The organism is Vibrio sp. 10N.286.52.C3 (assembly GCF_041468865.1).
Lineage (GTDB): Bacteria > Pseudomonadota > Gammaproteobacteria > Enterobacterales > Vibrionaceae > Vibrio > Vibrio crassostreae_C.
Window position 1 is genome coordinate 1 of sequence record NZ_JBFRJM010000012.1, and the last position, 11,802, is coordinate 11,802.

The 11,802-nt window shown below is 46.0% G+C and carries 14 protein-coding genes; 6 read left to right on the forward strand and 8 right to left on the reverse strand.

Going from position 1 to position 11,802, the window contains the following annotated elements:
• Positions 1–328 precede the first annotated feature (328 nt).
• Positions 329–874, forward strand: a complete 546-nt coding sequence (locus tag AB4138_RS05015) for a gamma carbonic anhydrase family protein (RefSeq protein ID WP_017058763.1) — start codon at positions 329–331, stop codon at positions 872–874.
• On the opposite strand, the gene AB4138_RS05020 is transcribed toward AB4138_RS05015, so the two are convergent.
• The 4 genes from AB4138_RS05020 to AB4138_RS05035 form a co-directional block, all read right to left on the reverse strand.
• Positions 871–1,140, reverse strand: coding sequence for a DUF1488 domain-containing protein (locus tag AB4138_RS05020; RefSeq protein ID WP_017058764.1), 270 nt, complete (start codon positions 1,138–1,140; stop codon positions 871–873). The genes AB4138_RS05015 and AB4138_RS05020 overlap by 4 nt on opposite strands.
• 17 nt (positions 1,141–1,157) lie before the next feature.
• Positions 1,158–1,988, reverse strand: a complete 831-nt coding sequence (aroE, locus tag AB4138_RS05025) for a shikimate dehydrogenase (protein WP_372182715.1) — start codon at positions 1,986–1,988, stop codon at positions 1,158–1,160.
• Positions 1,989–2,063: 75 nt separating this feature from the next.
• Positions 2,064–2,981, reverse strand: a complete 918-nt coding sequence (gene hemF, locus AB4138_RS05030) for an oxygen-dependent coproporphyrinogen oxidase (protein WP_372182716.1) — start codon at positions 2,979–2,981, stop codon at positions 2,064–2,066.
• Between the two features lie 19 nt (positions 2,982–3,000).
• Positions 3,001–3,558, reverse strand: coding sequence for an L-threonylcarbamoyladenylate synthase (locus AB4138_RS05035; protein ID WP_017058767.1), 558 nt, complete (start codon positions 3,556–3,558; stop codon positions 3,001–3,003).
• Positions 3,559–3,753: 195 nt separating this feature from the next.
• On the opposite strand from AB4138_RS05035, the gene purE reads away from it, so the two are divergent.
• Both purE and AB4138_RS05045 read left to right on the forward strand, forming a co-directional pair.
• Positions 3,754–4,239 (forward strand): 5-(carboxyamino)imidazole ribonucleotide mutase, encoded by a 486-nt coding sequence (gene purE, locus AB4138_RS05040; protein WP_004735777.1) that lies wholly within the window; start codon positions 3,754–3,756, stop codon positions 4,237–4,239.
• A gap of 5 nt (positions 4,240–4,244) precedes the next feature.
• Entirely contained in the window at positions 4,245–5,375 is a 1,131-nt protein-coding gene (locus AB4138_RS05045; RefSeq protein ID WP_102321074.1) for a 5-(carboxyamino)imidazole ribonucleotide synthase, read from the forward strand.
• 88 nt (positions 5,376–5,463) lie between these two features.
• Here the strand turns inward: AB4138_RS05045 and AB4138_RS05050 are convergent, their stop codons facing one another.
• The 4 genes from AB4138_RS05050 to AB4138_RS05065 are packed head-to-tail and all read right to left on the reverse strand — an operon-like array spanning position 5,464 to position 8,726.
• Positions 5,464–6,033 carry a type I DNA topoisomerase gene (locus AB4138_RS05050; RefSeq protein ID WP_017063003.1) on the reverse strand — a complete coding sequence of 190 codons (570 nt, stop codon included), beginning with the start codon at positions 6,031–6,033 and terminating at the stop codon, positions 5,464–5,466.
• A gap of 12 nt (positions 6,034–6,045) precedes the next feature.
• On the reverse strand, positions 6,046–6,522 hold the full coding sequence (locus tag AB4138_RS05055; protein ID WP_029235095.1) for a DUF494 family protein: 477 nt from the start codon (positions 6,520–6,522) through the stop codon (positions 6,046–6,048).
• Positions 6,523–6,525: 3 nt separating this feature from the next.
• A complete protein-coding gene (gene dprA / locus AB4138_RS05060; protein WP_371725275.1) occupies positions 6,526–7,638 on the reverse strand; it encodes a DNA-processing protein DprA in 1,113 nt (370 codons plus the stop codon).
• Complete coding sequence (locus AB4138_RS05065) at positions 7,635–8,726, reverse strand: LysM peptidoglycan-binding domain-containing protein (protein WP_372305187.1); 1,092 nt, start codon at positions 8,724–8,726, stop codon at positions 7,635–7,637. Before AB4138_RS05065 ends, dprA begins: the two co-directional genes overlap by 4 nt.
• 140 nt (positions 8,727–8,866) lie before the next feature.
• Between AB4138_RS05065 and def the strand changes: the two genes are divergently transcribed.
• The 3 genes from def (at position 8,867) to rsmB (ending at position 11,737) form a co-directional block, all read left to right on the forward strand.
• A complete protein-coding gene (gene def, locus AB4138_RS05070) occupies positions 8,867–9,379 on the forward strand; it encodes a peptide deformylase (RefSeq protein WP_017058772.1) in 513 nt (170 codons plus the stop codon).
• 37 nt (positions 9,380–9,416) lie between these two features.
• On the forward strand, positions 9,417–10,364 hold the full coding sequence (gene fmt / locus AB4138_RS05075; protein ID WP_017058773.1) for a methionyl-tRNA formyltransferase: 948 nt from the start codon (positions 9,417–9,419) through the stop codon (positions 10,362–10,364).
• 92 nt (positions 10,365–10,456) lie between these two features.
• A complete protein-coding gene (gene rsmB / locus AB4138_RS05080; RefSeq protein ID WP_017058774.1) occupies positions 10,457–11,737 on the forward strand; it encodes a 16S rRNA (cytosine(967)-C(5))-methyltransferase RsmB in 1,281 nt (426 codons plus the stop codon).
• The last annotated feature ends 65 nt before the right edge of the window (positions 11,738–11,802 follow it).

Here is an 11,802-nt window from a genome sequence, read left to right on the forward strand (position 1 = left end):
TTAAATTGTTAAAGAGCTTTTCCTTTTTGAGCTTCGCTCAAATCGGACGGCCATTTTAGCGATTTAAGTTTTAGTGTCAACCACTATTTTCAAAACTTTTTTCAAGCGCTTAGCTTGGCTAATTTGACCTGCTGATTCGTTTTGGTTTCTTACGAAGCCATCCCGTGTCAGCGAGGTGGCATTATAGAGATTTCGATCACACTGGCAAGCCCTTTTTGAAGTTTTTCTTACTTTTTTGATTGTTCGAGCGTTTTTTGTTCAAAACACCCCATTTTCACTAGTATTCCTCTTAATTAAGGGCTTAAGGTGCCTATATAAAGGAGGATTTATGAGTTCAATACGCAGTTATAAAGGAATATCCCCTCAGATTGGGCAAGGTGTCTATATAGATACCAGTTCAGTACTGGTTGGTGATATCAAAATCGGTAACGACTCTAGCGTGTGGCCTTTGGTTGCAGCTCGAGGGGATGTGAACCACATTCATATTGGAGAGAGAACGAATATCCAAGATGGTAGTGTCTTGCACGTCACCCATAAGAATGCTGAAAACCCTGACGGTTATCCTCTCTTAATAGGTAATGATGTCACTATCGGGCATAAAGTAATGCTGCATGGCTGCACTATTGAGGATCGTGTACTTGTTGGTATGGGAGCGATCGTGTTGGATGGCGTGATTATCCAAAAAGAAGTGATGATTGGTGCTGGTAGCTTAGTGCCACCAAACAAGGTACTTGAAAGCGGTTACCTCTATGTAGGAAGCCCAGTAAAACAAGCTCGCCCATTAAATGATAAAGAGCGTGCCTTTCTACAGAAGTCTGCAGACAACTACGTTCAGAATAAAAATGACTATCTAGACTCTGTAATTTCAGTCTAAAGCGCTTTGATCTGAATCCGATTAGAGGAGTCATACTCCTCTTCTTCTATTAACTCTTCCGCTAGCTCTTCAATATCGAAACGTAACTCTGAAAAGATAACTAAAGCTTGATCGCCTTCTTCTATATCTTTACCTGCCAATCGTGATAATTCCTCAATAGACATGACACATTCAATCAATGCGCCCGACTGTTGTGCTGGGAACGTGATTGTTCGGCTCTCTTCATCCCAATCTTGGATATCAGGAAATAGAATTGATTGATTCATTTTTTATAAACACCCCATTACATCTCTAGATTTTTACGTAATTCTCTTAAAATCTGTTTTGTTCCCGGACGAAGGCCACGCCAAAGCATAAAGCTCTCTGCTGCCTGCCCCACTAACATACCTAAACCATCATAAGCAGCATGAACACCATTACCTAATGCCCATTGATTGAATACTGTGGTTCCCGATCCATAAACCATGTCATAAACGGCGCTATTAGAATTGAAAATAACGTCAGACACTTCAGGAAGCTGCCCACTTAGACCAGATGAGGTCGAGTTAATAATGACATCAAACCCTTCATTAACATCACTTAACCCCATTCCTTTGATGTTTCCATGTGAAGAAAACATCTCAGCCAGAAGTTCAGCCTTGGAGCTGGTTCGATTAGCGACCACCAGCTGTTGTGGCTTTTGGTCGAGAAGAGGTTGAATCACTCCTCTCGCGGCACCACCAGCGCCAAGAAGAAGAACGCGAGCTCCTTTTAACGCAACTTGATGTTGAAGCAGGTCTTGAACTAAACCCTCGCCATCGGTGTTATCACCAATGATTTCTCCGTCATCGAGCTTCTTAAGTGTGTTTACGGCACCTGCTAGTTCAGCCCTTTCAGTCAGGCGATTAGCGAACTGGTAAGCATCTTCTTTAAATGGTGCTGTGACATTACACCCTCTACCACCCTCACTAAAAAAAGCTTGAGCAGCAATGATGAATTCACCTTGTTCTGGCTGGAGTGCTGTATAGGTAAGTTGTTGGCTGGTTTGGCGAGCAAATAATGTGTGAATGAATGGCGATTTGCTTTGCCCAATAGGGTTACCGAAAACGGCATAACGATCTACTTGCTGTGTCATATCCTTACCTAACAGAAATAAAAAAGGGTCATCTATATAGATGACCCTATCACTATCCCTATAAGGAAGGAAGAACTACCAAACTCGAGGCTTTAGGTAGTCGCTATAAAGCAGAGCTTCTGGTGAGCCCGCTTGTGGTTCATAGCGATATTCCCAACGAACCAACGGCGGCATCGACATCAATATAGACTCTGTGCGACCACCACTTTGCAGGCCAAATAAGGTGCCACGGTCATAAACTAGGTTAAATTCAACATAGCGACCACGACGGTATAGTTGGAAGTCACGCTCACGTTCGCCATAAGGTGTATCTTTGCGACGCTCGACAATAGGTAAGTACGCCGCAGCAAAACCTTCACCGACAGCCTGCATATAAGCAAAGCTCTTATCGAAACCCCACTCATTTAAGTCATCAAAGAACAGACCACCAACACCACGTGTTTCGTCTCGGTGAGGAAGATAGAAGTACTTATCACACCACTCTTTGTGTTCTTGATAAACATCATCACCAAACGGCGCACAAAGATCTTTAGCAGTTTGATGCCAAGATTGGCAATCTTCATCGACAGGATAAAATGGCGTTAAGTCAAAACCACCACCAAACCACCAAATCGGGTCTTCCCCTTCTTTTTCCGCAATGAAGAATCGAACGTTCGCGTGTGAGGTTGGGATATATGGGTTTTTAGGGTGGATAACTAATGAAACCCCCATCGCCTCAAACTTACGTCCGGCTAACTCAGGACGGTGAGCGGTTGCAGAGGCAGGCATTGCTTTACCAGCGACGTGAGAGAAGTTAACTCCACCCTGTTCAAATAAAGCACCATTGGTCATCACGCGAGTACGACCACCGCCACCTAGACGATCGCCAGGTTCTCGCTCCCATGCATCTTCTTCAAACAACGCTACACCATCAGCTTGCTCAAGCTGCTGGCAAATCGAATCTTGTAGGCTCAGTAAAAACTGCTTTACTGCTTCTTTATCAATTGCTGACATCTTACTTCCTTTGCAGGGTTTAACCCTGTCTTAATATTTTCGACGTTTTTGCATCTCTAATTTCGCTTGGCTTCTCACGGCCACCCGTTTGGCCTTCTAGAATCGCGACTAAGTGTTGACCCAGTTGCTGTTGAACTTCTTCAGTCGTCATACAAGGCGGCTCGCCAGTCAGGTTGGCACTGGTAGAGGTTAACGGCTTGCCGAACTCATTACACATTCTTTGAACCAAAGGGTGATCCGTCACTCGTACCGCGATGGAATCAAACTGGCCGCTGACCCAGTCAGTAACTTTGCTGCTGGTTGGCATAATCCAAGTGACCGGACCTGGCCATGTCGCTTTCACTGTTACCAACTGTTCTTCCGTCAACTGGCTTTCATCAATATAAGGAAGCAGCTGCTCGTAACTTGCAGCAATCAAGATCAAGCCCTTTTCAACTGGACGCTGTTTTAACTCGAGTAATTTCTTGATGGCATGTGGATTATCAGGATCACAACCAACCCCAAAAACGCCTTCGGTCGGGTAAGCAATGACTTCACCTTGTTGTAATGCCTGCAATGTATGTTGAAAGTTATCCACGAGTTGCCTCATTAAGTCAGTTATCGAACTCGCTAAGTGTACAAATTATCATTCACTGTGACTAAAGCTATTTGTTTATAAAATGTATCAATTAACAACTTAGACTGACGCAAACGTTTTCCTTAAGTAATTTTACCCGTATAATGCGCGCAAAATATCTAATCACTAATTAAATCGTACCTGAAGGAGTTTGAGATGACTGTCGGTATTATCATGGGTTCTAAATCTGATTGGCCAACAATGAAGCTAGCTGCAGAAATGTTGGATCAGTTTGGCGTGGCGTACGAAACAAAAGTGGTTTCTGCTCACCGCACACCTCAGTTGCTTGCAGACTACGCAACCAGTGCGAAAGAGCGCGGTATTAAAGTAATTATTGCTGGTGCTGGCGGTGCAGCGCACCTTCCGGGCATGGCTGCTGCTTTCACAAGCGTACCAGTTCTGGGTGTTCCAGTTCAGTCTAAAGCACTGAAAGGCATGGACTCTCTGCTTTCTATCGTGCAGATGCCAAAAGGTATCGCGGTAGGTACTTTGGCTATCGGTGAAGCTGGCGCTGCCAATGCAGGCATCCTAGCGGCTCAAATCATTGGTACACACAATGAAGAAGTAATGGCAAAAGTAGAAGCATTCCGTTCTGAGCAAACAGAAACGGTTTTGGCTAATCCAAACCCTGCAGAGGACTAATTTCCATGCATGTTCTTGTGTTAGGCGCGGGCCAACTTGCTCGCATGATGTCCCTAGCTGGGGCACCGCTGAATATTGAAATTTCTGCTTTTGATGTTGGCAGCAAAAATATTGTTCACCCATTAACGCAAGCGATTCTAGGTAACGGCTTAGAAAATGCGATTGAGCGTGCGGACGTCATTACTGCTGAATTCGAACATATTCCTCACGATGTACTTGAGGTGTGTGAGCGCAGCGGTAAGTTCTTACCGACAACAGAAGCAATCAAAGCTGGCGGTGACCGTCGTCTTGAAAAAGCCCTGTTAGACGAAGCGAACGTGAAGAATGCTAAGTACTACGTGGTTAACTCTCGCGAAGACTTTGACGCTGCAATTGCTCACGTTGGCTTACCAATGGTGTTGAAGAGCACACTTGGCGGCTACGACGGCAAGGGCCAATGGCGCTTAAAGACATTAGACAATGTTGACGCGACTTGGGCAGAAATGGCTGAGTGCATTACCGCGACCGACAACCAAGCGATTGTGGCTGAAGAGTTTGTTCCGTTTGACCGCGAAGTATCACTGGTTGGTGCTCGTGATACCAATGGCGAGGTTCAAGTGTATCCACTGGCTGAGAATGTTCACACCGACGGCGTGTTGAGCTTATCGACAGCGATTGATGACATTGAACTGCAAGAGCAAGCTAAAGCCATGTTCACTGCCATTGCTGAGCGTTTAGATTACGTTGGCGTGCTAGCACTTGAGTTCTTTGATGTTCAAGGTTCACTGCTTGTTAATGAGATTGCACCACGTGTTCATAACTCGGGCCACTGGACGCAACAAGGCGCAGAGACTTGTCAGTTTGAAAACCACCTACGTGCAGTGTGTGGCATGCCACTAGGTAGCACTAAACTGATTCGTCCAACCGCAATGATCAACATTCTTGGCGAAGATACTCTTCCTGAGGCTATTCTTGCTCAAGGTGGTTGTCATGTTCATTGGTATGGCAAAGAAAAGCGTGCAGGTCGCAAGATGGGTCACATTAACGTGAGCGCTGACTACAACGCAGAATTACAAAGAGCTTTGTGCTCATTGGCTGAGATTCTTGATAAGCAAGCCTACCCTGCTGTGCATGAGTTTGCTGAGCAGATGAAGTAAGCCTACATTGGCTTATTGATATAAAAAGTTTATTGGATACAAAAACGGCGCTCAGTGAGCGCCGTTTTTTTGTGTCTATAATATCGAGTTATTGAGATTGAATGTGGTGACACTTGCGATCAGCGCATTGCTTCTTGGTACCACTGGCTGTTTTCTTCTCAAGTAACAACGGGAACTGGCACTGTTCACAACGACCTATAACAGGTGGCTGATTAACGGCGAACTTACACTTAGGGTAGTTATCACACGCATAGAAGGTTTTGCCATAGCGAGATTTACGCTCAACCAAGTGGCCTCGACCACACTCAGGGCAGGCAACAAGTGGCTGCTCTTCAGGTTGTTCTTTCGGTTGGTCCAAAGATTCGATGTGATTACACTCTGGATAACTGCTACAGCCAATGAACATCCCAAAGCGACCTTGCCTTAATACCAATTCGTTTTGGCATTTAGGACACGGAACGCCCAGCTCTTTCACCACATGACCATCATTTTGATGAAGAGGCTTGATGTAATCACAGCTCGGATACTGCTTACAGCCTAAAAATGGGCCGTGCTTACCATGGCGAAGCTGAAGCTCCCCACCACACTGTGGACATGGTTCATGCTCTAACGCATGTTCATGTGCTGAAAAAAGCTGATTATCAATCTTACTACTCATGATAAGCCTGTATTAATGCAAGATACCTTGCTCTTTGGTGTACAACAGCTCTTCCATTTGCGTGTAAGCACTTTCATTACCCGGTACATTGAACAGTACCATTAAGATAATCCACTTCAGATCATCCAACTCAAATTCATTGGTCTCTAACCCCATGACACGATCAATCACCATTTCACGAATCTCTGTCGTGAGGACGTTGATCTGCTCAAGGAACAACAAGAAACCACGACACTCCATATTAATACGTGATATCTCTTTACTTGTGTAAACACGCATCGAGGTATTAGAGCACATAGTAATCGCCGCTTGGTTATCGGTATCTTGCAATGCTGCAAGATCTTCTAACCAATGGAGAGCCTTATAAATATCATCTTGGTGAAACCCTGCTCGAAGAAGCTCATCTTCCAGCTCATCTTGATCCACCTGCAATTCAGAATCGCTATGGATGTAGGTTTCAAACAAGTACATCAGTATGTCCATCATCATAGCTTAGCCTCTCCCCTTTCGAATATAGCCACCGGAAACTGCAACAACATGCCCTGAGAGCTCAAGCTCTAAAAGCTGCATCATGACTTCATGCACAGGTATATGGGTTCTCTGTGCCAAAATATCAACGGGTGTCGCCTCTAATCCTACGTTAGCTAACAGCTGTGGAAATGGCAATTGTTCATTTTCACCCTCATTCGGCGTAGGTTCGAATAAGCTCGGCTGCTGATCTATAGACCAGTTTAACAGACTCTTTATTTCAATCAGAACATCTTGAGCATTTTGCACTAAACATGCTCCAGCTTTGATGAGACTGTTACCTCCGCGACTGGTTGGGCTATGAATAGAACCGGGCAGCGCAAACACTTCTCGACCTTGCTCCATGGCATAGCGAGCGGTAATTAAAGAGCCACTCTTCTCAGCCGCTTCCACCACCAAGGTTCCTAACGACAAGCCACTTATAATACGGTTACGACGGGGGAAATGTTCAGGTCGTGGTTTGGCGCTTGGACGAAACTCTGAAATCAGCGCCCCATTTTCACAGATCCTATCGGCTAAATTTCTGTGCCGCGCAGGGTAAATTGAATCTAAGCCAGAGCCCAGCACCGCGAAAGTCTCTCCTCCTTTATCCAAAGCACCATCATGAGCATAGCCGTCAATGCCCAACGCTAAGCCACTGGTGACGATCAAGCCATTTTGGACAAACTCTTTGGCGAAGGACTTCGCTGTCTGTAACCCTTCAATACTGGCATTGCGGCTGCCGACCATCGCGATTTGAGGCTCGATCAGTTTTTCAACGTGACCTTTAACGAAAAGAACACTGGGCGCAGAGGCAATCTCATTAAGCAGTTTGGGATAATGTGGGCAATTAGGGGTAATGATGTGATGGTTAGGCTGTTTTGCTTGCCATGATAAGCAAGCCTCCACTTCTCTTGGGGCTTGCTCTCTTAGATAAGAAATTTGTTTGCCTGATAAACCCATCACTTGCAGCTGCTGGCTTGAGTAGCCAACAATGTTCGAAGGGGAATCGATACTCAGCAGGCGAGAAAGGCGTTTGCCACCCAATTGAGGAACAAAACTTAGAGTTAACCAAGCACTCAGTTGTTGCTCATTCACTCGGTGCCCTTAACCTCTTCCGTCAACGCAAGATCTAAAGGCGATACCGCCAGGATGTCATTGCTAACCGGCTTAGAGCTTTGAGTGATCAACGCCAAGCTAAAATACTCATAAGGACGAATAACCATCAAGCTACCGAGTGAGGTACTTGGCAATTGCACCTTATCGCTCGCCGCAGACTCTTTGTAGCTGTATTCGCCTTGCTTACCAAACACCACCGCGCCGCTTTCGCTGAGGGTAAACATAGAGCCTTGGCGAAGATTGTCTTGCGAGCCTTTGTTAATAACCACAACCTGATTCTTTGCGCTGTATTGGCTGCCATCTAACGAACCCAAAATATTAGCAAATTGACCCGCCGCACTAGGTGCAGGATAAAACGTGGTAGAGAGCTTCACCTGATCAACACCAAGTTCTGGTAGCACAAGGTCGTTCAGCAATACCTCTTGCAGCTGAGTGTCTATCTGCAAGCTGCTGAACTCAGCATCCACTTCTTTTAAGCGCGCCGTGGCGACCAAACGCAAAGAGGTCATACTTGCTTGGGGTTGCTGCCGTTGGTAGGTTTCAACTGCGCGGTAGATACCCCACTTTTGATGTTGTTGGTTACCTGAGATAAACAACCGGTCTGCACCCGATAAGAAACGTTTACCATCACTGGTTCCTAATACTCGTTGTGCCGATTCGATATCTTGCTGCTCTACCAAGCGATCAGACTGTAAATAAGGTAGAACCAGTCCCTCGTTGACGGTAGGTACTGCTTTCTTCTCAGAAACACGAATCTTGGGGCTAAGTTTGATAACAGGCTTGAGGCTCAATACAGGCTCGCCATTAATCCAAACCAAAGACAGTTTATCTCCGGGATAAATGAGATGAGGGTTTTCTATCTCTGGATTGACCTGCCATAACCTTGGCCACAACCACGGGCTATCAAGATACATCGCAGATATATCCCATAAGGTATCGCCCTTTACCACCACATACGCCTCAGGTGCGCCCTGCTTAATGGTTAAAGGTTGAGCGCTATTTTCAGCCGTAGCGGCGAACGAAAGCGAGGCACAAACAAGAGAAAAAATGGGAGAAAAATGACGCATGACCTAGGTTCCTTGGTCTGAATATATGACATCTGATTTGAGAATTACCTTCAGGATGCTGTCATTTGACCTCTAAAATGTCTAGAATTGAGCCAACAAGGTTTAAGCTGTTTCGGCACAGTTCAATATTTCGAGTGTATATGTCTGTATTACAAGTATTAACATTACCAGATGATCGTCTACGTACCGTGGCGAAACCGGTAAAAGAAGTTACCCCAGAGATTCAAAAGTTCGTTGATGACATGATTGAAACCATGTACGACGAAGAAGGTATCGGCCTTGCGGCAACGCAAGTAGATTTCCACCAACGCATCGTTGTTATCGATATTTCAGAAACACGTGATGAGCCAATGGTGCTTATCAACCCTGAAATTACTGAGAAGCGCGGCGAAGATGGAATCGAAGAAGGCTGCCTATCTGTACCAGGCGCTCGAGCTCTAGTACCTCGCGCTGCAGAAGTAACGGTTAAAGCACTAGACCGTGACGGCAACGAATTCACATTCGACGCTGACGACCTTCTGGCTATCTGTGTTCAGCACGAACTTGACCACCTAGAAGGCAAGTTGTTTGTTGATTACCTATCGCCACTAAAGCGTAAACGTATCCAAGATAAGCTAGCGAAGATTAAACGTTTCAACGAGAAACAAGGTTAATAACCGCTGCTATTACTAAATTAGAAGGAAGCCTACCTTGAGTCAGTCTTTAAGAATTGTCTTTGCAGGTACTCCGGATTTCGCCGCCCGTCACTTGGCGGCGTTGTTGTCTTCGGAGCATGAAGTTGTTGCTGTTTACACACAGCCAGATCGCCCAGCAGGCCGCGGTAAAAAACTCACTGCGAGCCCAGTAAAAAACATCGCACTTGAAAACAATATTCCGGTTTACCAACCAGAAAACTTCAAGTCAGATGAGGCTAAGCAAGAGCTAGCTGAATTGAACGCTGACATCATGGTTGTTGTCGCTTACGGCTTATTGCTTCCGCAGGTTGTATTAGATACGCCTCGCTTAGGTTGTATCAACGTACATGGCTCTATCCTACCGCGCTGGCGTGGTGCTGCTCCGATTCAACGCTCTATTTGGGCGGGTGATAAAGAGACAGGCGTGACGATCATGCAGATGGATATCGGCCTAGATACTGGCGACATGCTAAGTATCGCGACGCTGCCTATCGAAGCGACAGATACTAGCGCATCTATGTACGAGAAATTAGCGGGCCTTGGCCCTGATGCGCTTGTTGAATGTCTAGCGGACATCGCTTCTGGCAAAGCAGTTGCAGAAAAGCAAGACGATGAGCTTGCGAACTACGCGAAGAAGCTAAGCAAAGAAGAAGCGCGTATCAACTGGAGTGATGAAGCTGCGCATATTGAGCGCTGCGTTCGTGCCTTCAACCCATGGCCAATGAGTCACTTTGAAGCTGCTGAGAACAGCATTAAAGTATGGCAAAGCCGTGTGGCAGAGCAAACTTCTGATAAGCCTGCAGGTACCATTCTGCAAGCGGATAAAACTGGTATCTATGTTGCGACAGGGCAAGGCGTACTTGTTCTTGAACAACTGCAAGTTCCAGGTAAAAAAGCCATGTCAGTTCAGGATATCTTGAACTCACGTGCAAGCTGGTTTGAAGTTGGTACACAACTTTCTTAATCCGCTTTTAAAGCTGCTAATTACGCAGCTTAGAAAACCTTTACGAGGGCAGAGATGCCCTCATGTATTCAAATAAATATTCGGTACCCCTCATGAATGTTCGCGCTGCTGCTGCAAATGTCCTATTCCAAGTTGTCGATAAAGGCCACTCTCTGTCACACGCTCTCCCTGCGGCTCAAAAAACGATCCGTCCACGAGACCATGCTCTACTGCAAGAGATTTGCTACGGCGCACTTCGTTACCTGCCTCGTTTAGAGTCAATCGCTAACGAACTGATGGAAAACCCGCTTAAAGGTAAAAAGCGTGTATTCCACCACCTAATCTTGGTGGGCATTTACCAACTAAGCTTCATGCGTATCCCTTCGCATGCCGCGGTTGCTGAAACGGTTGAGGGCACTAAAACACTGCGTGGTCCAAGCCTGAGTGGTTTGATCAACGCTGTGCTACGTAGCTACCTACGTGACCAAGAAGAACTGGACGAGAAAGCCGTTAGTCACAATGCAGGCAAATACGGCCACCCAAGCTGGATTCTAAAAATGCTTCAAGAGAGCTACCCAGATCAATGGGAGCAACTGGTTGAAGCAAACAACAGTAAGGCACCAATGTGGCTGCGCGTTAACCGCCAACACCACACTCGTGACGAGTATGTTGAACTACTTAAAAACGAAAACATTGAATACACATTGCACCCAGAAGCAGCCGATGCCATAAAATTAGCTGCACCTTGTGATGTTACTTTGCTTCCTGGCTTCGACAGAGGTTGGGTATCAGTGCAAGACGCTGCCGCTCAGCTTTCGGTTGACTACCTAACACCAAAAGATGGTGAGCTGATCTTAGATTGTTGTGCTGCGCCAGGTGGTAAAACGGCACACATTCTTGAGCACACTCAAGACACTGAAGTGGTTGCGATTGACTGCGACATTAAACGTCTAGACCGCGTTTACGATAACCTTGAGCGTCTACAACTGCGTGCCGACGTAATTTGTGGTGATGCTCGCTACCCAGAAGAGTGGTGGATGGGTGATAAGTTCGACCGTATCCTACTTGATGCACCTTGTTCAGCGACTGGCGTCATTCGCCGTCACCCTGACATCAAGTGGCTACGTCGTGCGTCTGACATTGATGCGCTGGCTGAACTGCAAAGCGAGATTATGGATGCAATGTGGCGTCAGCTGAAAGAAGGCGGCACCATGGTTTATGCGACTTGTTCTATCACGCCGCAAGAAAACGTGCTGCAAGTGAAAGCATTCCTAGCACGCACTGAGAACGCTACGTTGGTTGGGTCTGATATCGAAAATCCGGGTCGTCAAATACTACCTGGAGAAGAAGATATGGATGGCTTCTACTACGCAGTTCTAGTAAAACAGGCATAACAACTAACAGCGGCTAAGAATTTATTTCTTAGCCGCTGTTTCTTTCTAGTGCATTATCAAAATAA